Source organism: Stappia stellulata, assembly GCF_020176715.1.
In the GTDB taxonomy this organism is placed as follows: Bacteria; Pseudomonadota; Alphaproteobacteria; order Rhizobiales; family Stappiaceae; genus Stappia.
This window is the reverse complement of the sequence record NZ_JAIVMF010000002.1, coordinates 270,584-294,451: the sequence shown is the minus strand read 5'-3', so window position 1 is coordinate 294,451 and position 23,868 is coordinate 270,584. Positions and strand designations below refer to the sequence as shown.

Sequence of the window (23,868 nt, the reverse complement as noted above, 5' to 3'; positions counted from 1 at the left end):
TGCTATGCTGCAAACACCCAATGCAACCGCCGGTCGGGTCGCGCCTACCGCGTTCGACCTCGACCTTCGGGTCAAGAGCAACACCGCGGTCAACGGCGAATACCGCATGATGGTGCTGGACGCGCCCGCCCACGTTCTGGAGCAGTGCCAGGCGGGCCAGTTCTTCAACATCCTGTGCCCGCAGGCCGGCGGCGAGACCCCCTATCTGCGCCGGCCGATGAGCATCTACGGCTTCTATCCCGAAAAGAACGAGCTGCATTTCCTCTACAAGGTCGGCGGCGCGGGCACCCGCGCTATGGCAACGCTTGGGGAGAACGACAGTCTCACCGTCTTCGGACCGCTGGGAACGCCCTTCACCATCGAGGATGACTGGACGGATCTGGTTCTCGTCGCCCGCGGTGTCGGGCTCGCAACACTCGCCCCGCTGGCGCTGGAGGCGAAACGTCTCGGCCGCCGCCTGACGGCGGTCTGCAGCGCGCGCCATCCCGACTACCTGATGTCCATCGACCTGTTCGAAGGCCTCGGCGCGACGGTCGTCGCGCTGACCGATGCGGAGGGAACCTCGGCGCCGGACAACCTTGAAAAGGTGCTGGAAGGCCTGATCGCCGAGGGCCGCGCGGATGCCTTCTACACCTGCGGGTCGAACCGCATCCTGCGCCTGCTGCAAAAGCTCGGCGAGGCTCACGGCATTCCCGGCCAGGTGGCGCTGGAACAGCAGATGGCCTGCGGCATCGGCATGTGCCAGTGCTGCGTGCGCAAGTTCAACCGGGACGGCAAGGTCGTCAATCTGAGGGTCTGCCGGGAAGGCCCCGTCTTCGATATGGCAGAGGCCATCGCATGGTAGATCTTTCAGTCGATATCGCCGGGTTGAAGCTCAAGAACCCGATCATGCCGGCCTCCGGGACCTTCTCGGAGGAACTGGCCGAGGTCTTCGACCTCGAACGGCTTGGCGCCCATGTCACCAAGACGATCACGCGGGACTGGCGGGACGGCAATCCGACCCCGCGGGTTTGCGAGGTGAACGGCTCGATGCTCAATTCCATCGGCATTCCGAGCAAGGGCGTCGGCGCCTTTCTCGAGAAGGTCGTGCCCTTCTTCCAGCGCTACGAGACCCCGCTGGTGGTGAGCATCTCCGGCAACACGGCCGATGAGTTCGCGGCCCTGTGCGCGGAGGTCAGCGTCGCCGGCGTCGACGCCATCGAGGTCAATATCTCCTGCCCGAACATCGAGGAAGACGGCAAGGCCTTCGCCATCCGCCCGTCCTCAACCTTCGAGATCATGCAGCGCCTGCGCGCCGCAAGCCCCCTGCCGCTCTGGGCGAAGCTCACGCCGAACACCGGCGAGGTCCCCGACGTCGCACGGGCGGCCGAGGAAGGCGGCGCGGATGCGCTCGTCGTCTCCAACACCATCCTGTCGATGGCCATCGACATCCACACGCGCCAGCCCCGGCTCGGCAACCTGATGGGCGGCCTGTCGGGACCGGCGCTGAAGCCGATCGCCCTGCGCATGGCCTATCAGTGCGCCCGCGCGGCCAATATTCCGGTGATCGGCTGCGGCGGCATTTCCACCGCCGAGGACGTGATCGAATATCTGATCGCCGGCGCCACGGCCGTGCAGGTCGGCACGGCGACCTTCATCCATCCGACCGCCATGCTCACCATCCTTCACGATCTGGAAGCCTGGCTTGCCGCACAGGGCATCGCCTCGGTGTCCGAGCTGATCGGCTCGGTCGTCGACGGCGAGCAGGACATCCGGACCTCAGCCATCGCGGTGGCCCAATGACCCTTGCAAAGACACCCCCGAAAGCCGCCTCGCGGGAAGCCGACCACGCGCTCGCCGAGCGGCTGTTCGACGAGATCGCCGAGATGACCCCGGACGTCGAGGGGGTCAGCCGACCGGCGTTTTCCGATGTCGAGACCAAGACGCTTGCCTATCTGGAGGACTTCGCCCGCGCCGAAGGGCTCGACGTGTGGTACGACGACGGCTGCAACGCCAATTTCTGCCTGCCGCAGGACCGCGACGCGGAGCGCTTCATCGTCATCGGCTCGCATGTCGACAGCGTGCCTTTCGGCGGCAACTACGACGGTCTTGCCGGCGTGATCGCCGGGCTGATGTGCCTGGTGCGCGCGCGCCGCGCCGGCACCTCCTTCCGCCGTCCCGTCCATGTGCTCGCCATGCGCGGCGAGGAAAGCGCCTGGTTCGGCCCCTGCTACATCGGCTCCAAGGTGCTGACCGGCCAGCTGACGGAGACCGAGGCGAACGCCCGCCACAAGGGCGACGGCCGCACGCTCGCCGAGCACATGGCCGACGTCGGCCTGCCGACCGAGCGGATCGCCAAGGGCGAACCGCTGGTCGACTGCAGCCGGATCGAGGCCTATCTGGAACTCCATATCGAGCAGGGCCCGCTGCTGATCGGCAAGAACCTGCCGGCCGCCGTGGTCTCGGGCATTCGCGGCAACTTCCGCCATCGCGCGATCAACTGCATCGGCGAAGCCGGGCACTCCGGCGCCGTGCCGAAAGCCTATCGCCGCGATCCGGTGCTTGCCTTCGCCGACCTGATGGTGCGGCTGGATGAAAGCTGGACGACGATCCTGAACAAGGGCGCCGACCTGGTGCTCACCAGCGGCATGGTCTCCACCGACCGGGAAACCAACGCGCTGTCGCGCATTCCCGACCGGCTCACTTTCAGCCTCGACATCCGCAGCCAGAGCGCGGAAACGCTGGACGAGATGCGCAGCCTCGTCGCGACCGAAATGAAGCAGATCGAGAAGGACCGCAAGGTCCGCTTCGAGCTCGACGAGGGCATGTATTCCGCCCCGGCGGTCTGCGACCCCCAGGTGGTCGACGGTCTGCGCGAGGCCATGGCGCGCGCCGGGCTGGAGCCCTTCATCATGCCGAGCGGCGGCGGCCACGACGCGGCGGTCTTTTCCGCCGCAGGCGTTCCGGCCGGAATGGTGTTCGTGCGCAACCGAAACGGCTCGCACAATCCGGATGAAGCCATGGACGTTTCGGACTTCCTGCGGGCATGCGATATCTTCTCCGCCTATCTCGAGGAGCAAGCATGACCACACTCACGATTCGCCGGCCGGACGACTGGCACCTGCACCTGCGCGACGGCGACGTCCTGGAAGGTGTCCTCCCCCACACCTCCCGCAACTTCGCCCGTGCCATCATCATGCCCAACCTGGTGCCGCCGGTCGTCACCACGGCCCAGGCAGCCGCCTACCGCGACCGCATTCTCAAGGCGCTGCCCAAGGGCGACGACTTCACCCCGCTGATGACGCTCTATCTGACGGAAACGACCGATCCGGCGGATGTGGAAGCGGGCTTTCGTGACGGGCTGATTACCGCGGTGAAGCTCTATCCCGCCGGCGCCACCACCAATTCCCAAAGCGGCGTGCGCGATCTCGCCAAGGTCCATTCCGTTCTGGAGAAGATGGCCGAGATCGGCCTGCCGCTCTGCGTCCACGGCGAAGTGACGGACCCGGCCATCGACATCTTCGACCGCGAAGCGGTGTTCCTGGAAACGGTTCTCGCCCCCTTGCGCGAGCGGTTGCCGGGACTGCGCGTGGTGCTGGAGCATGTGACGACGGAAAACGGCGTCGACTACGTCAAGGCGCAGGACAAGAACGTCGGCGCGACGATCACCACGCATCACCTGATGATCAACCGCAACGCGATCCTCGCCGGCGGCATCAGGCCGCATTACTATTGCCTGCCGGTCGCCAAGCGCGAAAAGCACCGGCTGGCGCTGCGCGCCGCCGCGACCTCGGGTGACGCGCGGTTCTTCCTCGGCACCGATTCCGCACCGCATATCGATCCGCTGAAGGAAACGGCCTGCGGCTGCGCCGGCATCTTCACGTCCATCAACACGATGGCCTGTCTGGCGGAGGTTTTCGAACAGGAAAACGCGCTGGACAAGCTGGAGGCCTTCGCCTCGCTCAACGGGCCTGCCTTCTATGGCCTGCCCGCGAACGAAGCCACACTCACCCTCACCCGCCAGGACGAACCGGTCGTCTTTCCCAGGAAGGTCGCGGTCGGGCAGGACGAGGTGACGGTGTTCGATCCGATGATCCCGATCCACTGGAATGTGGGTAGCTAGACCGGTCCAGATTCAGTAAAGCACCTAGCGTAGAATCCGCTCGCAGCACAGGACCCAGCCCATGTTCCCCAACACCTTCCCCGACAAGGCCCTCGTTTCCGAGTTGGTCGCCAAAATGCTGCTCGAAATCGAAGCCGTCCATTTCCGGGCAGACCAGCCGTTCACCTTTACCTCGGGCCTTGCGAGCCCGGTCTACATCGATTGCCGCAAGCTGATTTCCTTCCCGCGGATCCGTTCCGCCGTGATGGATTTCGCGGCCGGCACGATCCTGCGGGACGCGGGCTTTGAACAGTTCGATTCCGTCGCCGGCGGGGAAACGGCCGGAATTCCCTTCGCCGCCTGGCTGTCGGAGCGCCTCGGCCTGCCGATGCAATATGTGCGCAAGAAGCCCAAGGGCTTCGGCCGCGACGCCCAGATCGAAGGCTATCTCAAGGAAGGCTCGCGCGTCCTCCTGGTCGAGGACCTGATCACCGACGGCGGCAGCAAGGTCAAGTTCGCCGAGGCGATCGCCAAGGCCGGCTCGAAGGCGACCGACACGTTCTCGGTGTTCTACTACGACGTCTTCCCGGGCACGCCGGAACGGCTAGAGGCCGCCGGCATGCGCCTGCACTATCTCGCGACGTGGTGGGACATTCTCGACGTCTGCAAGAAGCAGAAGCACCTGTCGCCCGAGGTTCTCAGGGAAGTCGAGAACTTCCTGCACAATCCGCTGGAGTGGTCGGCCAACCACGGCGGCATTGCCGAACTGTCCAGTCAATAGGATCGGAGTTGGAAATGTTTGAAAGTCTCGTCGAGATCGTTGTCGATGGTGGTCACGGGGTGCGCGCCTACAACTCCTGCGCAAAGGCCGCGCGGGCGCGGATCTCCAGCGAGCCGGACAATGCCGCCGCCCTGACCCTGATCATGTTCGCCGCCCAGGGCGTGGTGGAAGCCTATGACGACCAGCCGCTGCCGATCGATGCCGCCGATGCGCTGCTCGACAATTTCCGCGGCATGGTCGCGACCCTCGACGCGGCCTATGCGGACGGAACCGGCGAGGCGAAGCTCGCCGCGCTGAACGCCGTCTCGGTCCAGCTCGTGGAAGCCGCGAAGAACTGATCCCGAAACATGCCCTCCGGCAGCGCCGCTCGCGCTCTGCCGGAGGGCCTTGGCATACTTGGAAACACGGCCCCGACGCATGTCATCCCGGGGCCTGCGCTTTCCCGGTCCAGGCGCCGGACGACGGCAATTGTGGGCTGAAACGCCTTCCGACCCGCAACCGACCTAGCGCCGCGCGGCCCGCCGGTGGCCCCCGCAACCACATCCGACCCATCCACCGCTCCCGACACAGGATTGCATCCATCCGGAACAGTTCCTATCGGAATTGCATACGTTTGCAATTTCGAAAGCGGAGATTTGCGTTTTGCAAAGGACGGCCGACCGAGCTCCAAGGCATTCGCAATACGCAAAGCTAAAATCCGCGGCTTCAGGAGAAAATGCAGTCAAAAGCTGAATTCCGTCACTTATCAAAAGTGGCATGCTTCTTGGATATATAGATCCGAGCCTGGCAGGCTACGCTTCGGAGGGTCAGCCCGAAGCCCGCAAGCCGGTCACAAAACCGCGATGCCCCATCGATCAAAATCGCGGAAACAAAAACTCCCGAGCGCTCGCCGCGGCACATGTCATCGTTTCCACCCCAGATGACTTCCCCCGGCGGGCGTTTTCTCTTTTTCCCCGATGTCCCTCTTCCGGTCTGCCGCGCTCACCCGCTTGGCGCGCGCCTGCACGCAGGCCATCCCCCTCCCCGCTTGCGACATGAAAAACGCGCCTTCACCGAAGACGCGCCGCCGGAGTGGTCGATTTTGCGTGCCGGCCCGCGACTTGAGCGCCGCGGGCCGGATGACGAGAGCCTGCGCCCTAGAAGCGCAGCTTCATGCGCGCATAACCGCCGATGTCGGTGGTGTTTTCGCTGAAGCCGGCCTGCCCGAGCAACGAGACCGAGAAGCGCTCGCTGATGTCCATGTCGAAACCGGCGGCGAAATCGGCCCGCACCCGGTCGGAACTCGTCATGCTCGACAGCGACCCGAAGGAGGCATCCGCCCCGGCGAGCACCGCCGTGGTCGATACGCTCGGATCGGTGAGCTGAGCGGTGATCCCGCCGCGCAGGAAGACGACGGTCGGCCGCTCCTGCAGATCGAAGGCATGCCCGACCTCGAGAATGGGCGCAGCCGCGACCGAGGTCTTCGAGACGCCGCGAACATTCCAGTTCAGCGGACCCGAACCCGTTTCCCGGAACGCATCCTGCCAGAAGCGCGTAATGGAAAGAGCCATCGCCGGCTTGGCATAGAACCCATGACGCTCAAACACCGCCGACACACGCCCCTCCGCCGTCAGGAAGCGGCCCTTGACGTCAGCCGAGGCGCTGTGGGCCGTTCCGCCGGAGACATAGCGCCGGGTCTGGTCGAGATCGTAGACGCCACCGCCCACGGTCGTGGAAAAGGTGAACATGCCCACTTCGCGCTTGAGCGCGATGCCGGCGCTGAAGCGGCTGCCGGACTGGGAATAGCTGCGCCCCGACACGTCGATGAACTCGATCTGGCCGCCGACCTCGACGAAAGTGTCGTCGAAGACTTCCTTCTGGAAGGCGCCGGCGACACCCGTCGTGACTTCGCGGAAGGATTCGGTATCCGCGGTCGCGCTTTGGTGATGACGATTGCCGATGGCCTGCACCCACACGCAATCACGCTGGCGGAAAAACGCATCGCCCATGTCGGGATCGAGAGTCGGACAGCTTTGCAGCAACCCGTGCAGCGCCTGGGAGGCTGCCACCGCCTTCATCGCGCCGTTCAGGCTTTCTTCCGGCGACAGCGAATTGAGATGCTGCTCCGTTTCCGCCGTCGTTCCGGAATTGAGCAGGGTCGCCCCGAATTCCCGCACCCCGCCGGAGGTATCATCGGTCATTCCGGCGTTCTTGATCTGGTTCATCGCGTTTTCGAAGTATTGCGCCGTATTCGACGCATTGCGCCCCATACCCGATGCACCGCCCTGGTAGTCGACGCTGTAGTCCAGAAACACCTCGTCGTCACTGCCGCTTAGCGTATAGGCAATGACGCCGTTGCTCGTGGCCTTTGCATCCGACCAGTCGATCGCCTCGCCGTTCGCCGATGTGAAGAACTTCAGGCTACCAGTGTCACCGGAAGTCAGCGTCGTCGTCTTCGACCAATGGGTTTCGACCGTGCCGCCAAGTTCGATGGCGTCGTCCTTGCCGTGGACATCGACAATGATGAGGTCGTTGGTGACGGTGCCGCCTGCATCCTGGTCGGCGTCGACGACCAGGAGATCGCTGCTGGTGAATCTGCCCGTCGTGATCGTGGAGGTATGAACCGTGCCCCACTTGCCGGCTGTCAGCACGGCCGAATTCTCGAACAGGCTGTCGGCATGGATGCCCATGTTGAAGCTTGTGCCCAGTTCGGTCATGCCGGACGCGATGTTGTAGAAGGCCTGCTTGTTCGCGTCATTCAGGTCGAGCGAGCCGGTGAACGTCCCGCCGTCATTGACGATTTTGAGCGAGGCTTCCCTGTCGTTGCGCACCACGACCGAATCGAGATCCGCACTGCGCAACGTTCCGCTGTTGGTGATCTGGTTGGTGACGATGAGATCACCTTCGGAATTCGACACGGACCGACCACCCATAACGGCAATCGTTTCATAAGCATCCGCCGACGTGGTTTCGACCAGACCGCCCTCTTTGATCGAGATTCTGACCACGCCCTCGGTTTTGTTCTTCCCCTCCACGTCATGCTCATAGAAGCTGGAGACCTGCGCGAGGATCGCACGACCCTTCGCGCCTTCGGCACGCACCGTGCCATCGACCGAGATATCGACGCCCTTGGAGTAGCTTTCGCCGCCGCCCGACACGCTTTGGGCGTAGACGCCCACCGCGCCCTCGCCACCGACATCGACCAGATAGTTCACGTCGACCGTAACCAGACCGCCGAGACCGTCGCGCCCCTCGCTGCCGATGGACCCGGTTCCGTCGCCGGCCTTCAGTTCGCCCTCGGCGCCGCCGCCGCCACCGATCGAATAGGCGAAGATGCCGTGGGCGTTTGCGCCGTATGTAACAATGGCGCCATCGGACCCGAGCGTGACCGTGACGTCACCGCCATCGCCGCCCTCGCCGCCATCGGCAACGCTGAAGATCTGGGCCCCGAGCGTTTCCCAGAGATTGTCGATCTCATGGACGATGGTGGTCTCGATATCGCCGGCGGCACCGCCGCCGCCGCCCTGCGACTGGGCCAGAATGCCGATGGCACCGTCGCCATTCGTCGAAATCGTGCCGTTGTGCGTGACATTGACCGTGCCGCCGTGGCCGCCGCCGCCAGAGCTGCCGGCAACCGACAGCGACGTTATCAGCCCTTGCGAACCGTCTCCACCGGTCCCGCCGCCACCGCCGACGGACTGGGCGTAGATCGCGGTCGCGGAATCTCCGGTCGTGGTAAGATCGCCGTCATTCATCACCGTGACGTCGCCGCCGTCGCTGGCCTCGCCTGCGCCGCCGCCGACATCGACCGAAAGGCTTTCATAGAGGCTTTCCGGGAACTCCTTGAACTGCTCGTAGATCTCCTTGGCGGTGTTGAGCTTCTCGTAGACGTCGTAGACATCGGCAAGCCAGCCCTCCAGTCCCGGCTCGCCATTGCCGCCGGTGCCGCCCGACCCGCCGACCGACTGCGCGAAAATCGCATAGGAGGCCTTGCCGGTCGTCGAGATCGTCGACTTGGCGTCATTACTTACCTTGACGGCGTCGCCATGACCGCCACCGCCGCCGCTACCGCCCATGGTGAAGGACAGGCTGACGCCCTTGCCTTCCGCGCCCTCGCCTTCGTCGTTCTTCGGCGCAAACGTGTAACCGATGGAATAGGCGCCGGCATTGCCGCCGTCGCCGCCGCCACCGCCGACCGACTGGGCATAGACACCATAGGACGTATCCTGCGCGGTGGAGATATCGCCGCTGTTGTCGATCGTGACGCTTCCGGCATGGTTGCCCGAACCGCCTCCACCGCCGACCTGAGCGTTGGCGGTGATCTTCATGTATTTATCGGTTTCGCGTTCGAAATTGCCGAGGAAGGCGATCCCCGACCCGCCGTCGCCACCGTCGCCACCGACCGATTGGGCGAAGATGCCGTGCGCGTTGCCCCCGGTTGTCGTCAACGTCTTGCTGTTGGTGACCTTCACATCGGAGCCGATGGCCCCCGACCCGCCGTTGCCGCCGACCTGAACATTGGACTCAAACTGATTGCCGGTGCTGATGTCGAGTGTTCCGGCATAGCTTGCGCCGCCCGCGCCGCCGTTGCCGCCAATCGACTGGGCGAAAATGGCATCGGCATAGTGGCCTTTGGTCGTGATATCGCCGTTGTTCACGATGGTCACGACGTTGCCCTTGCTGCCCCCGCCGCCGCTGCCGCCGACCGTGACGGCAACCGTCGCGCCACCATCCATCGACGCGTTATACGTGCCGGCATAGACCGCGCCGCCCATGCCGCCATCGCCGCCAACCGACTGGGCGGCAAGGCCAAAGGCGTTGTAGCCGGAGGTTTCGATTGTCGCGGAGTTGTCGATCTTGACCGCGTCCGCGATGCCGCCGTCGCCGCCGTCGCCGCCGACGCCGACATTGACCGACCCGGAGATCTCGCCGGCCGTGGCCGACCCCATGCCCAGCATGCCGGCGTTGCCGCCGGAGCCGCCAACCGACTGTGCCAATACCGCGGAGGAATAGTTGCCCTTGGTCGTCAGCTTGCCGGTGTTGCTGACGTTGACCGTGCCGCCGGTGCCGCCGGCGCCGCCATTGCCGCCGACCCCGATGTTCACGTCGACGATGCTGATCGCACCCGTCGCGGTCACCGCGCCGTTGCCGCCGCCGCCGCCCATCGACTGCGCGAAGATCGCGACCGATCCGTCGCCGTCGGTCTGCACCTCGGCATCGTTCTCGACGGTGACGTTGCCGGCATCGCCGCCCTCACCGCCGTTGCCGCCGTGCGTGTAGTTCATGCTGATGCCGAGATCGCCGTTGACCGTGGTGTTGGCCACGCCGCCGCCGCCGGCAACGCTTTGCGCCAGAATGCCGGTCGCGGATGCGCCCTTGGTCCAGATCCTCGCCTTGCTGGTAACGCTCACGTCGCCGCTGACGCCACCGTCGCCGCCCGACTGGCCAAGCGTCACGGCCCCGGCCGAAAGCCCCACATCGGCATTGATCGTCGATCCGGCCTTGCCGCCGCCGCCACCGACGGACTGCGCGAGGATACCGAGCGACATGTGACCGCCGGTCGTGATGGTGCCGTTGGAGACGACCGTCACCTTGCCGCCATCGCCGCCCGCACCGCCCTTGGCGCCCTGATTTCCGATATACTGGCTGAGGTTCAGTCCGCCGACGTTGCTGTCGAACACATTGCTGGAATGGCCGCCGCCGCCGCCGACCGACTGGGCGAAGATGCCATCGGAATCCATTTCATGGGTTATAATCGCGGCATTGCTGGTGAAATCGACCGTGCCGCCATCACCGCCTTTCTGTCCGTCCGCGCCCATGTCGTGATTGAACTCGATCGCGACGCCGGCCTGGACGCTGTTGCCGGCCGCACCGCCGCCGCCGCCCACCGACTGGATGAACGCACCGGCGGAATTGCGTCCGTCCGTTTCGATCGTGCCACCGATCGTACCGGAGACCGTTCCGCCGTGATGAGCGATATCGGAGGCCTGTTGGCCGGTGTTCGGATTAAACATGAGGCCGATGTTGATTTCGACCGTATTGCCGCCGACACCGCCGCCGCCGCCGATCGACTGTGCCACGAAGCCGCGCGAATGTTCGCCGGACGTCTTGATGACGTCCTTGTCCGACCCCGTGAAGGTCACGTCGCCGGCCGATCCGCCACCGCCGCCGCTGGTACCCGTCAGCGGCGTAAGCAGCGCGATCGCCTCGAAGGAACTGGCGCCCTTGCCGCCGCCGCCGCCGACGGACTGAAGCACGACGCCGTCCGCATGATCTCCCTCGGTCGTGACCGACACACCCTTGTTCTTGCTGGTGAAGGTGACCGTGCTGCCGTTGCCGCCGCCGCCGCCGTCCTGGCCGAATGCAAAGGCCCCGCTCGGCGAATAGGCGTCACCGCCACCCGCGCCGATGCTTTGCATGAGAATGCCGACGGAGGCGTGCCCCTTCGTGGAAACCGTTGCTCCATCGACCGTCAGGGACACGGCCCCGGCCGCGCCACCGAGCCCGCCCTCGCCGCCGACGGCATAAAAGCCGTCGGCCGCACCGGAGCTGCCACCGCCGCCGCCGATCGACTGGATCTTGATGGCGGCCGCGTTGATGCCCTCGGTCGAGAAGCTGCTGCCGGCAAGGCTCACGTTCACGGTTCCGCCGACACCACCGGCACCGGCCTCGGCCGCAAGCGCCGACAGGCCGGACGTCTTGCCCGCCTTGCCGCCGCCGCCGCCAATCGACTGGGCATGCAACGCGCTCGCATGGTCGCCCGTCGTGGAGACCGTCGACGTCGAGATGTTGGCGGAGACCTTTCCGCCGGCGCCACCGCTGCCACCCTTGCTGCCGTAGGAAAAGACGCCCGATACATCGCCGCCGTCGCCGCCCATGCCGCCGATGCTCTGGAGCAGGATACCGTCCGCGCCCTCATTGTCGGTCTTCACCGTCGATCCGGTGAGCGTCAGCGAGACAGTCCCGGCCTCCCCCGGCTCGCCCGGATTGCCGGAATGGTTCTTGATGCCGCCGTGATCGCCGCCGCTGTCGCCGGCCTGACCGCCGGCGCTCTTGAGATAGATTCCCGGCCCCGACGACCCTCCGGTTGTCGTCACATCGACCTTCAGGTCGGCGGTGACATCGCCGCCGTTGCCGGCATCGCCACCGTCACCGGCGTAGTCGTGGCCGCCCTTGCCGTCGCCGCCATCGCCGCCGCCGCCGCCGATGCTGGTGAGATATATTCCGACGGGACCGGACGTGATGATGGTGCTCAAAGCCGAGGCCGCTGAGACGTTCACCGTGCCGCCGTTGCCGCCCGTGCCGCCGTTGCCGCCATAGGCATCGTCGGCGTCCCAGCCATCGACCTCGCCGTAGCCGGCGCCGCCGCCATCGCCGCCCTGCGACGACACATGGATGCCGATCCCGCCGAGCGCCGTGCCGTCGGCATTGTAGTTCAGGTAGTGACCGTCCTTGAGGCTGAGCGTCGCGGAGCCGCCGTTGCCGCCCGTGCCGCCGATGCCGCCGTCCGCATCCTTCAGCCCGCCCTTGGATTCCGCCCAACCGCCATTGCCGCCGGCCCCGCCGGTGGTCAGGAGTTGAATGCCGCGCACCGCATCCTGAACCGACGCGGAGGTGTTCTGCGTTCCAACGGCCTCGATCGCGCCCGGCGCCTTGCCGCCGGACGCCTTCTGCGCGATGAAGGAGACCGTGCCTCCCGCGCCGCCGTCGCCGCCGCGCCCGCCGGTCGCGTGCTTGTCGGTGTGCTTGGCCTCGTGGCCGTAGCTGCCCTTCCAGCCCGTCGTCTCGATGACGACACCGCTCGTACCGGTGATTTTGAAGCCGTCGTCCAGACTGACAGTCGCACTGATGCCGGCACCGCTTGCGCCGTCGACACCCGACTGGCCGTTCCGGTTCGATCCGGACCAGTCACCGGGGGCGGGCGTCTCCCCGCCAGGATCGCGCAGATAAATCGCCGGACCGTCCTGCTTGGACGCGTCGGAGCTGTCGAAGGCATCGAGATCGTTGTCCATGCCCTTGAGCGACAAAGTGTGAACCGTATTCTCGGTATGAACGATGGCGCCGTACATCTGGCCGCTGCAGGTCTCCGTCGTTCCGCTGAAGGTACAAGCGGCCTGCGCCGGCGTCAGCGCCGTCGCCGAAAGCAGCGCCACCGCGAGCGGCAACGCCAGGGGGCGGAACGACAGGCGATCGCGGGGAAGGCAAACCGACGCAACAGAGGCAAAGCGGGTCATCAATGCAAAACCTGTATTGGCTTACGGACCGAAACGGCCCGCAGAGGCTGGAAAACCCGTCGAGACAAGACGCTCCACGGCCGGCCCCCGTCGCTCGCGAGAACGATGACGACCGGAAAACCCGGGAACGCAGGGAAGGATCAAGTCATGGAACCGTGTGAAGTGCCCGATGCCCCGACGGCCTCGCCCGGTTGCGAGACGATTCGTATGATTTGCCACAAATCTTAAACAACGACTAAATTTCGATTATTTTCAGATACTTATGCACTCACAGAAGCTGACTCTAAGGAAGCCTCCGCAACATCCGCAAGTCGAAATATGTCGAAACTCCGGAACCGGCGGCCGCGCGATCAGCAAAGGCGGTTTCCCGCAAGACCTCCGGAGCCGAACGCCAGCGCTCCTCCTCAAGGTTCAAAGACGACAGGAGACCGCGACTGTCCGTATTCACGAACTGACGCGGTGCGCGGCACCCTGAACGGAAGAAGAATCTTGCCGCAAGCCGAAAAATGCATGAAACACAGGAAAGGTCTGCGCCGGACCGCAGCGCTCGGATCACTCTCCGGGACAAAGCCGGAAAATGGTGGGCGGTGAGAGACTCGAACTCCCGACATCCTCGGTGTAAACGAGGCGCTCTACCAACTGAGCTAACCGCCCGCAGCGGGTGGAGGCAAAGCCCGCCCCGCGCGTATGCCTTTGCACAAGCCCTCCGGGAGGTGCTTGCGACGAGGCTGAGGTTCTCTTAAGCCGGCGCGGCGGCGATTTCAACACGCTCTTGCAGCTTGTCCCGTGCCATCGGGCAAAGAGACCCCGGCAGGTGCCCCCTCAAGCGCCCACAGCGCCTTCCTGCCCTTTGACGGGCCACGATGATACCCGCAAGGCAAACACCGCCCCTGCGCCTCTCAGGGCCGCGCTGACGCGCGTTTGCCGCAAGGACTGCGCCTCCACAGTCTGAAAACGCCAAATGGCCGTGGGACCCGCTTTCGACGGCGGAGAGGTCGGCAGGTTTGAAACCGCGGACGCCAAACGCGAAGCGGCCCCGCGTGCTTTCGCTCGCAGGGCCGTCACGCAAGTTTCGCGTCGCCGCGTCCTCAGACGTTGACGGCGTCCTTGAGGCCCTTGCCGGCCTTGAACTTCGGCGTCTTGGACGCCGGAATCTGGATCGTCTCGCCCGTGCGCGGGTTGCGGCCTTCGGAGGCTGCGCGCTCGGAAACCGAGAAGTTGCCGAAACCGATGATGCGGACTTCGCCGCCGCTCTTCAGCGTGGTGGTGACGGCGTCGAGCGCGGCGTCAACCGCTTCGCCAGCCTGCGCCTTGGTGAGACCGGTCTTTTCGGCAACAGCGGCGATCAGATCGTTTTTGTTCATGGCAGTCCCTTTCCTGGAAACAGCAGCCCGTCGATTCGTCACAGGCTTCGGCAGGGACACTCATGCGATTTCGGGCGCAAGGCAAGCCGAAAAGGGCAGAAATCCGCGATTTTGTCGCCTTTTTATATGACAAAGGGGCCCCGGCGCGAGCCGGGACCCCTTTTTTGTGCATAACCGGTGGAGTTAATGGGCGACCGGTTTGGCCGCTTCCGCCTGCGCGCGCACCGCTTCGCGGGCCGCATCGGCCGCCGCCTCGTCCCATTCGATGGGCTCCGGCGTGCGCTCCAGCGCCGTCTTGAGCACATCCTCCATACGGGACACGGGGATGATCTCCAGGCCGTTCTTGACGTTGTCAGGGATCTCCGCGAGGTCCTTGGCATTGTCTTCCGGGATCAGCACGGTGGTGATCCCGCCGCGCAGCGCCGCAAGCAGCTTTTCCTTCAGTCCGCCGATCGGCAGGATCCGCCCGCGCAGGGTGATCTCGCCGGTCATCGCCACATGGCGGCGCACGGGAATGCCCGTCACCACGGAAATCACCGCGGTGGCCATGGCAATACCCGCCGAGGGACCGTCCTTCGGGGTCGCACCCTCCGGCACGTGGACGTGGATGTCGCGCTTGTCGAACAACGGCGGCTCGATGCCGAAATCGACAGCCCGGGACCGCACATAGGAGGCGGCCGCGGAAATCGATTCCTTCATCACGTCGCGCAGGTTGCCGGTCACGGTCATCTTGCCCTTGCCCGGCATCATGGCGCCCTCGATGGTCAGCAGCTCGCCGCCCACCTCGGTCCACGCCAGCCCGGTGACGACACCGACCTGATCCTCAAGCTCGGCCTCGCCGTAGCGGTAGCGCGGGACGCCCAGGAACTCCTCGACGCACGCCTCGTCGACCGCGATGGTCGACTTCTCGCTCATCAGGATCTCCTTGACCGCCTTGCGCGCCAGGGTCGCCAGCTCCCGCTCGAGATTGCGCACGCCCGCCTCGCGGGTGTAGCGCCGGATCACCAGCCGCAGCGCCGCATCCTCGACCTCGAACTCGCCCTCGCGCAGACCGTGGTCCTTGACCGCCTTCGGCAGCAGGTGACGGCGCGCGATCTCGACCTTCTCATCCTCGGTGTAGCCGGCGATGCGGATGATCTCCATCCGGTCCATCAGCGGCGCGGGGATGTTCAGCGTGTTGGCCGTGGTCACGAACATAACGTCCGAGAGATCGTATTCGACCTCGAGGTAGTGATCCATGAAGGACGCGTTCTGCTCGGGATCCAGCACCTCCAGCAGGGCCGAGGACGGATCGCCGCGGAAATCCATGCCCATCTTGTCGATCTCGTCGAGCAGGAAGAGCGGATTGGATTTCTTCGCCTTCTTCATCGACTGGATGACCTTGCCGGGCATCGAACCGATGTAGGTCCGCCGGTGGCCGCGGATCTCGGCCTCGTCACGCACGCCGCCCAGCGACATGCGCACGAACTCGCGCCCCGTCGACTTGGCGATGGACTTGCCGAGCGAAGTCTTGCCCACGCCGGGAGGACCGACGAGGCACAGGATCGGCCCCTTGAGCTTGTTGGCGCGCTTCTGCACGGCCAGATACTCGACGATCCGCTCCTTGACCTTCTCCAGGCCATAGTGATCGGAATCGAGCACCGACTGGGCGTGCTTCAGGTCATGCTTGACCTTGCCCTTCTTGCCCCAGGGAATGCCCAGCAGCCAGTCGAGATAGTTGCGCACCACCGTCGCCTCGGCGGACATCGGGCTCATCTGCTTGAGCTTGCGCATCTCGGCGGTGGCCTTTTCCCGGGCCTCCTTGGACAGCTTGGTCTTGGCGATGCGCTCTTCCAGCTCGGCCACCTCGTCGCGGCCTTCCTCGCCGTCGCCGAGCTCCTTCTGGATCGCCTTCATCTGCTCGTTCAGATAGTACTCGCGCTGGGTCTTCTCCATCTGGCGCTTGACGCGCGAGCGGATGCGCTTTTCCACCTGAAGAACGGAAATCTCGCTCTCCATCAGGCCGAGCACGCGCTCAAGCCGTTCCGACACCGAGGTGATGCCGAGAATGTCCTGCTTCTCCGGGATCTTCACCGCAAGATGCGAGGCGATGGTGTCGGCAAGCTTGGAGTATTCCTCGATCTGGCCGACGGCGCCAAGCACCTCCGGCGAGACCTTCTTGTTCAGCTTGACGTAATTCTCGAACTCCGAGATCACCGACCGCGACAGGGCCTCGACCTCGACCGTGTCGCCCTCTTCCTCCTCCAGCGCAACCGCATGGGCCTCGAAGAGATCGCTGCGGTCGGTGTAGTCGGAAATACGCGCACGCGTGCCGCCCTCGACAAGCACCTTCACGGTGTTGTCGGGCAACTTGAGGAGCTGGAGCACCGTCGCCAGCGTACCGATCTCGTAGATGTCGGAGGGGGACGGGTCATCGTCGGAGGCATTCACCTGAGTGGCAAGCAGGATCTGCTTGTCGGCGGCCATCACCTCTTCCAGCGCACGGATGGATTTCTCGCGGCCGACGAACAGCGGCACGATCATGTGCGGGAAGACCACGATGTCGCGAAGGGGAAGCACCGGATACAACGTTCCCTCGCCCTCGGGCCGCGCATCGAACTCAGTCATTGGTTTTCCTTTCCTTGCGAACCCGCCGCCCCCAGAAGAGTAGCGGACACGGACGGGCGCATTGCCGGCTGCGTTGTCGTTCCGCCAGGCACAGCCTGTCGGTCCGATCCGGCCATCGACCGCCGCCCCGTCATGGGCACGCCGGGCGATGCCACGCCACCTGTTGTTTCCTTAGGTGGAGTCCTCCTCGCGCAGTGTCAAGGCGCGCAGGCATATGGTCACCGTGTGTCACGGCCGAGTCTAAGCCCAAAGCCGGCTGATTCGCCGAAAAACCGCGCCGAAACCGCAATCCTTCGGTGGAAATCGTCATTCTTGGTAAGTGTGGCGGGATCGAAGCCGGCAAACCGCCTGACGCTGCGTCTTCAAAGGCCGGCCGCATGCCTCCCGAAGGGGCGCCCCCCAAACCAAAAAGCCCCGGCAACGCGCCGGGGCTCCTTGAGACATGCCGGAGCGAACCCCGACCCGTCCAACGCTCAGGCGCTGGAAACGGATTCTTCCTGCCGGTCTTCGTAGATATAGAGCGGCCGCGCCTCGCCGGTGACGACCTCGGCGGAGATGACGACTTCCTTGACGCCCTTCAGGCCCGGAAGCTCGTACATCGTGTCGAGCAGGATCGTTTCGATGATGGACCGCAGGCCCCGCGCGCCGGTCTTGCGCTCGATAGCCTTGCGGGCGATCGCCTTCAGCGCCTCCTCGTGGAAGGTCAGCTCGACGTTTTCCATGTCGAACAGGCGCTGATACTGCTTCACCAGGGCGTTCTTCGGCTCGGTCAGGATCTTGACGAGGGCTTCCTCGTCGAGATCGCCAAGCGTTGCGATCACCGGGAGACGGCCGACGAACTCGGGGATGAGGCCGAACTTCAGCAGATCCTCGGGCTCGAGTTCGCCGAAGAGCTCGCCGGTCTTGCGATCCTCCGGCGCCTCGACATTGGCCTTGAAGCCGATCGAGGTCTTGCGACCGCGTTCCGAGATGATCTTGTCCAGGCCGGCAAAGGCGCCGCCGCAGATGAACAGGATGTTGGTCGTGTCGACCTGCAGGAACTCCTGCTGCGGATGCTTGCGACCGCCCTGCGGCGGAACCGAGGCAACCGTGCCTTCCATGATCTTCAGCAGGGCCTGCTGCACGCCCTCGCCCGACACGTCGCGGGTGATCGAGGGGTTGTCGGCCTTGCGGCTGATCTTGTCGACCTCGTCGATGTATACGATGCCGCGCTGCGCGCGCTCGACATTGTAGTCGGCCGACTGGAGCAGCTTCAGGATGATGTTTTCCACGTCCTCGCCGACATAGCCGGCTTCGGTCAGCGTGGTCGCATCGGCCATCGTGAAGGGCACGTCGAGAATGCGCGCCAGCGTCTGGGCCAGCAGCGTCTTGCCGCAACCGGTCGGGCCGGCGAGCAGGATGTTCGACTTCGCGAGTTCGACATCGTTGCTCTTGGACGCGTGGTTGAGGCGCTTGTAGTGATTGTGCACCGCGACCGACAGGACCTTCTTGGCAGGTCCCTGACCGATCACGTAGTCGTCGAGGACAGACCGGATTTCCTGCGGCGTCGGAATGCCGTCGCGCGACTTCACCAGCGAGGACTTGTTCTCCTCGCGAATGATGTCCATGCACAACTCGACGCATTCGTCGCAGATAAATACGGTCGGGCCGGCGATCAACTTGCGCACTTCGTGCTGGCTCTTGCCGCAGAAGGAGCAGTAAAGCGTGTTCTTCGAATCGCCGCCGCTGGCCTTGGTCATCAGGTAAACCCCGCGTGGTTCGGAAAATCCGGTGATCTTCCGGTCTGTCTTATAAAGGAAAACGCGCCCGCGCGCCTTCCTGTCCGGGCTTCGGGCCGTCGGCGAACCCGAAAACCTTCCCGAATGTCACCATGCTTCCACCTTAAAAATCAACATTCGTTTAAGGCAAACGCACGACCCCGGTTTTGCCCGGCATCCGGGCATCTTGCCCGGATGGTTGCTTTCCAACGCTTACTTGGACGCCTCGCCGCCCGCGCCAAGGCTGGCCCGGTCGGTGATCACCTCATCGACGATGCCGAACGACTTCGCCGTATCGGCCGTCATGAAGTTGTCGCGCTCAAGCGCGGCCTCGACCGCATCGAGCGACTGGCCAGTGTGCGTCACGTAGATTTCGTTCAGCCGCTGCTTCAGCTTCAGGATTTCCTGGGCATGCAGCATGATGTCGGCCGCCTGGCCACGGAAACCGCCGGAGGGCTGATGCACCATCACCCGGGCGTTGGGCAGCGAGAACCGCATCCCCTTGGCGCCGGCCGCAAGCAGCAGCGACCCCATGGAGGCCGCCTGGCCGATGCACAGCGTCGACACATCGGGGCGGATAAACTGCATCGTGTCGTAAATCGCCAGGCCCGATGTCACGAGCCCGCCGGGCGAATTGATGTAAAGCGAAATCTCCTTGGACGGGTTTTCCGCCTCCAGGTAGAGGAGCTGGGCGCAAATCAGCGTTGCCAGATGATCCTCGACCGGACCGGTCAGGAAAATGATCCGCTCCTTCAATAGCCGCGAGTAGATATCGAACGCGCGCTCGCCCCGGTTCGTCTGCTCGACGACCATCGGGACAAGAGAGTTCACGGCGAAATCGATAGGATCCTTCATGCCTCGTCCATGCTTTGGCGGAGCGCCCCTGCCCGTCGGTGCCGGCACATCGTGCCTTTCGCGATCGGACCCCGCGGCCGGTGTGCGACGGGTGGTGCGCTCTCGGTCTCGGTCTGAGTCGAAAAAAGCGACACCCATTCATAGGGGATGTCGCCTCGATCCGAAAGATAGGTGCTGATGAGACACCGACAAGGGTTAAGAACGCCTCTGCCCCTGCGCGACCGGTCCGCCCCGCTCCGCCCGAGCGGGCGAAGCGGAGCGACCGTGTCCTGACGTCCGCGAAACTTATGCCGCGGTGTCGTCCTCGTCCTCGGCCATCAGCTCTTCCTTGGTCACCGTCTTGTCGGTGACGTTGGCGAGCTCGAGGATATAGTCGACGACCTTCTCTTCGTAGATCGGCGCCTGGATGCTGGCGAGGGCCTGCGGGTTGCTCCGGTAATATTCGAAGACTTCCTTTTCCTGCCCCGGGAACTGGCGAACGCGCTCGTAGAGGGCCTTCTGGACCTCCTCGTCGCTCACCTTCACCTCGTTGCGGTCGCCAACCTCGGACAGCACCAGACCGAGACGCACGCGGCGCTCCGCGATCTTGCGGTATTCGGCGCGGCTCTCTTCTTCGGAAGCGCCCTCGTCCTCGAAGGTCTTGCCTTCGCGCTGCATGTCCGCCTCGACCTGGCGCCACACGCCGTCGAACTCGGACAGCACCAGCCGCTCGGGCAGGTCGAAGGTGTAGATCTCGTCGAGCTTGTCGAGAAGCTGACGCTTGACCTTTTGACGGGTCATCGCGCCGTACTGGCTCTCGATCTGGCCGCGGATGATCTCCTTGAGCTTGTCCAGCCCCTCAAGACCCAGACCCTTGGCGAACTCGTCGTCGATCTTCATCTCGCCCGGAGCCTGGACTTCCTTGACGACGATGTCGAAGGTCACCGGCTTGCCAGCGAGATGCTTGGCCGGATAGTCCTCCGGGAAGCTGACCTCGATGGTCTTCTCGTCGCCTGCCTTCAGGCCGACGAGCTGCTCCTCGAAGCCCGGAATGAACTGCTTGGAGCCGATCACCAGCTGGCCGTTCTCGTCGGCGCCGCCCTCGAAGGGCTCGCCGTCGAGCTTGCCGACATAGCTCATCTGCACGCGGTCGCCGTCAGCCGCCGCACCGTCCTTGGTCTCGAACGGCTTGTTGTTCTCGGCGATCTGCTTGATCTGCTCGTCGACTTCCGACTCGTCGATCTCGACGACCGGGCGCTCGATCTCGAGCGTCTTGAAGTCGATGATCTCGAATTCCGGCAGGATGTCGTAGCTCATCGTGTAGGCGATGTCCGACGATCCCGAGAGGATCGCTTCCGCGTCCTCTTCCGGCAAATCGATTTCGGGCTGCAGAGCCGGCTTCTCATTGCGTTCCTCGACCGCCTTGCGGGTGGTCTCGGTGATCATTTCATTGATGATCTCGGCGGTGGCCTGACGGCCGTACATCCGCTTCATGTGGCCCATCGGCACCTTGCCCGGCCGGAAGCCGTTGATGCGGACCTTGCCCTTGAGATCTTCGAGATATGTATCGAGGCGGCTTGCAAGCTCAGACGCCGGAATGACGACTTTCAGTTCGCGTTTCAGCCCCTCGGCCAGCGTTTCGGTTACCTGCATGGTCGTGTGCTTCGTCCTTGCTCGAGAACGTCTTTCCGACAGCTCGTTTGAAAATGGCGCCCAGTTATCGGGCTTGCTTCGGGTTCAGGCTCGACGTGGTGCGGGCGGAGGGACTTGAACCCCCACGGCTTGCGCCACCAGAACCTAAATCTGGCGTGTCTACCAGTTCCACCACGCCCGCGACGTGCAAAAGGCGCCCAAAACCGAGGCGCGGCCTCTATAGCACCCCGTTTGAGCGGGTCAAAGGAAAATCCGGGAGACAACGGCGCCATGTCGCCGGAGCAGTTCACATCGGCTGCGGCACCGGAAAACCGCCCTCATCGCGCGGCAAATCGGCGATCACCCCGCGAAGCGCCGGCTCAAGATCTTCCGCCGTCATGGCCACGCCGCAGGCCGTCCCCGCGGCCCCGTGCAGCCACACCGCCATCGCCGCCGCCTCGAAGGCCGGCATGCCCTGCGCCAGCAATCCCGTCACGATGCCGGCCAGAACATCGCCGGATCCCGCCGTCGCAAGCCAGGGCGGGGCATTGTCGTTGATCGCGGCCCGCCCGTCCGGCGCGGCAATCACCGTGTCGGCGCCCTTCAGGATGACCACGGCCCCGCTGCGCTGCGCGGCCCTGCGCGCCCGCTCCAGCTTTGACGGAACCTGTGCCGCAACGAGGTCGGGGAAAAGCCGGGCGAATTCGCCGTCATGCGGCGTCAGCACAACGCCGCTCGAACCGTCCCCGCCATCAGTCGCTCCCGCATGTGCGGCCAAAACGGCAAACAGCGCCGCCGGATCGTCGGCAAACACCGTCAGCGCATCGGCATCGAGCACCACGGACCGCTGCGCGGCGCCGGGGGTCGACAGGCAGGCCTCCACCAGCGCGCGGGTCTTCTCCCCCACCCCGGCGCCCGGCCCGATGGCCACCGCATTGAGCCGCGGATCGCGGAGAAGCTCGACGAGCCCCTCCGCCCCCTTGAAGGACCGGATCATCACGGCCGTCAGATGCATGGCATTGACCAGCGCCGCAGACGGCGGTGTCGCTACCGTCACCAGCCCCGCGCCCGCACGTAAGGCGGCACCGGCGGCAAGCCGCGCCGCGCCTGTGGACAACGCCGGCCCGGACACGACCACCGCATGGCCGCGGCCGTATTTGTGGCCCTCCGGCTGCGGCGGACGATGGGCCTGCGCCCAAAGCCCCGGACCATTGCGAAAGGTCTGTGCGCTGATCGTGGCCAGCACGTCCTCCGGGATGCCGATGTCGACGCATTCGACCGGCCCGCACAACAGCCGCCCCGGCAACAGCAGATGACCCGGCTTCAGCCGGAAGAAGGTGATGGTGCGCGTCGCCTTCAGCGCGCATCCCATGACCTGGCCGCTCGCTCCGTTGACCCCCGACGGCAGGTCGACCGCCAGCACCGGCACGCCGCTGTCGCCGAGCCGCCGAACCACGGTTTCGGCGAGGCCTGAAAGCGGACGGTCGAGCCCGGCCCCGAACAGCGCGTCGACCACCAGGCCCGCGCCGGAAAGTGCCGCCGCCAGCGCCTGTTCGTCGAGCGATTCGGCGCGCACGCCACCGGCCTCCATGCGCTCCAGCGCAAAGGCCGCGTCACCGGACACCCGCTCCCGCTCGCCGAGGAGCAAAACCGCGACCCGATAGCCGCGCTGGCGCAGGAAGCGCGCCGCGACAAAGCCGTCGCCGCCATTGTTGCCCGGCCCGGCGAGCACCAGAACGGTCGCCTCGTGGCGTACCATCCGGCAGGCGGTGTCGGCCACCGCCCGTCCGGCGCTGGTCATGAGGTCGATCCCGGCGATCCCGCCGTCGATCGTCAGCCGGTCGGCCTGGCCCATCTCGGCCGGGGTGAGAAGAACGCTCACGCAGCCTCCCCCGATCCGCCGGCCAGAACCACTTCCTGCGGCTCAGACAGTTCGATCAGGTTGCCGTCGGGATCGCGGATATAGACGGAGCGAAGCGGCGACCACGCCCCGGTGCGCGACACCGGCCCCTCCTCGATCGCCACCCCGGCCATTTCGAGCCGGGCAATCACCGCATCGAGCGCCTCCACGAGAAAACACAGGTCGCCCGAGCCGGGCGTCGGGCGGTGGGCGGCGGGCGAAAATTCCGCCCCCGCAACATGCAGGTTGATCTTCTGGGCACCGAAGCGCAGCGCCCGGCGTCCGCCGCCGAAGATCACCTCTTCCATGCCGAGCACGCCGCAATAAAAAGCGACCGTCGCGTCGAGATCCGACACGGTCAAAACGATATGGTCGAGGGACGAAATGCGCATGTCTTCCTCCTGCCGTCCTGCCCCCGCACGCCCGCCGCCCCGGGCGGAATGGCGGCCGCACGGCGAACCGCGGGCGCAAGCTTTCGGGTCTTGGCCGAAGTGTCGCCCCAAGCACCGGCTGAACGCAATACGCGGCCAGGAGATGCAACCGGCCGGCTGGCCTGATGGACAGCGGGTATGTCCAATTTTTATGCAGACTGCCTCTTTATGCGGCACAATTGACAGGCCACCTGTCGCAAGTCTCTGGAATCCGCGCGTCAATTGCCCGAAATGCGGGCTGTTTTTTCCGCAGGCGAGGTTGGCACGC

14 protein-coding genes and 2 tRNA genes are annotated in these 23,868 nt (G+C 65.0%); 6 read left to right on the top strand and 10 right to left on the bottom strand.

The window, feature by feature from the left end:
• Window positions 1-4: 4 nt before the first annotated feature.
• The 6 genes from LC092_RS04315 (at window position 5) to LC092_RS04290 (ending at window position 5,200) form a co-directional block, all read left to right on the top strand.
• The gene (locus tag LC092_RS04315) at window positions 5-844 is read left to right on the top strand and encodes a dihydroorotate dehydrogenase electron transfer subunit (protein WP_224805203.1); all 840 of its coding nucleotides are present in this window, start codon (window positions 5-7) and stop codon (window positions 842-844) included.
• A complete protein-coding gene (locus tag LC092_RS04310; protein ID WP_224805202.1) occupies window positions 838-1,782 on the top strand; it encodes a dihydroorotate dehydrogenase in 945 nt (314 codons plus the stop codon). Before LC092_RS04315 ends, LC092_RS04310 begins: the two co-directional genes overlap by 7 nt.
• Window positions 1,779-3,065 (top strand): Zn-dependent hydrolase, encoded by a 1,287-nt coding sequence (locus LC092_RS04305; RefSeq protein ID WP_224805201.1) that lies wholly within the window; start codon window positions 1,779-1,781, stop codon window positions 3,063-3,065. The genes LC092_RS04310 and LC092_RS04305 overlap by 4 nt, the downstream gene beginning before the upstream one ends.
• Entirely contained in the window at window positions 3,062-4,102 is a 1,041-nt protein-coding gene (gene pyrC, locus LC092_RS04300) for a dihydroorotase (RefSeq protein WP_224805200.1), read from the top strand. Before LC092_RS04305 ends, pyrC begins: the two co-directional genes overlap by 4 nt.
• A 61-nt stretch (window positions 4,103-4,163) precedes the next feature.
• Window positions 4,164-4,862 carry an orotate phosphoribosyltransferase gene (locus LC092_RS04295; protein ID WP_224805199.1) on the top strand — a complete coding sequence of 233 codons (699 nt, stop codon included), beginning with the start codon at window positions 4,164-4,166 and terminating at the stop codon, window positions 4,860-4,862.
• A gap of 14 nt (window positions 4,863-4,876) precedes the next feature.
• The gene (locus LC092_RS04290; protein ID WP_224805198.1) at window positions 4,877-5,200 is read left to right on the top strand and encodes a hypothetical protein; all 324 of its coding nucleotides are present in this window, start codon (window positions 4,877-4,879) and stop codon (window positions 5,198-5,200) included.
• A 798-nt stretch (window positions 5,201-5,998) separates the two neighbouring features.
• On the opposite strand, the gene LC092_RS04285 is transcribed toward LC092_RS04290, so the two are convergent.
• The 10 genes from LC092_RS04285 to LC092_RS04240 all read right to left on the bottom strand — a co-directional run bounded on the left by LC092_RS04285 (window position 5,999) and on the right by LC092_RS04240 (window position 23,561).
• Window positions 5,999-13,075, bottom strand: a complete 7,077-nt coding sequence (locus LC092_RS04285) for an autotransporter outer membrane beta-barrel domain-containing protein (protein ID WP_224805197.1) — start codon at window positions 13,073-13,075, stop codon at window positions 5,999-6,001.
• A 578-nt stretch (window positions 13,076-13,653) separates the two neighbouring features.
• Window positions 13,654-13,729, bottom strand: a tRNA-Val gene (locus LC092_RS04280).
• Between the two features lie 434 nt (window positions 13,730-14,163).
• The gene (locus tag LC092_RS04275; protein WP_029057356.1) at window positions 14,164-14,439 is read right to left on the bottom strand and encodes an HU family DNA-binding protein; all 276 of its coding nucleotides are present in this window, start codon (window positions 14,437-14,439) and stop codon (window positions 14,164-14,166) included.
• A 183-nt stretch (window positions 14,440-14,622) separates the two neighbouring features.
• Window positions 14,623-17,046, bottom strand: coding sequence for an endopeptidase La (lon, locus tag LC092_RS04270; protein ID WP_224805196.1), 2,424 nt, complete (start codon window positions 17,044-17,046; stop codon window positions 14,623-14,625).
• 473 nt (window positions 17,047-17,519) lie between these two features.
• A complete protein-coding gene (gene clpX, locus LC092_RS04265; RefSeq protein WP_224805195.1) occupies window positions 17,520-18,785 on the bottom strand; it encodes an ATP-dependent Clp protease ATP-binding subunit ClpX in 1,266 nt (421 codons plus the stop codon).
• Between the two features lie 231 nt (window positions 18,786-19,016).
• Window positions 19,017-19,658 carry an ATP-dependent Clp endopeptidase proteolytic subunit ClpP gene (gene clpP, locus LC092_RS04260; RefSeq protein ID WP_224805194.1) on the bottom strand — a complete coding sequence of 214 codons (642 nt, stop codon included), beginning with the start codon at window positions 19,656-19,658 and terminating at the stop codon, window positions 19,017-19,019.
• Window positions 19,659-19,943: 285 nt separating this feature from the next.
• On the bottom strand, window positions 19,944-21,290 hold the full coding sequence (tig, locus tag LC092_RS04255) for a trigger factor (protein WP_224805193.1): 1,347 nt from the start codon (window positions 21,288-21,290) through the stop codon (window positions 19,944-19,946).
• Between the two features lie 96 nt (window positions 21,291-21,386).
• Window positions 21,387-21,471, bottom strand: a tRNA-Leu gene (locus LC092_RS04250).
• A gap of 105 nt (window positions 21,472-21,576) precedes the next feature.
• Window positions 21,577-23,151 (bottom strand): NAD(P)H-hydrate dehydratase, encoded by a 1,575-nt coding sequence (locus LC092_RS04245; protein ID WP_224805192.1) that lies wholly within the window; start codon window positions 23,149-23,151, stop codon window positions 21,577-21,579.
• Window positions 23,148-23,561 carry a VOC family protein gene (locus LC092_RS04240; protein ID WP_224805191.1) on the bottom strand — a complete coding sequence of 138 codons (414 nt, stop codon included), beginning with the start codon at window positions 23,559-23,561 and terminating at the stop codon, window positions 23,148-23,150. The genes LC092_RS04245 and LC092_RS04240 overlap by 4 nt, the downstream gene beginning before the upstream one ends.
• Window positions 23,562-23,868: the final 307 nt, after the last annotated feature.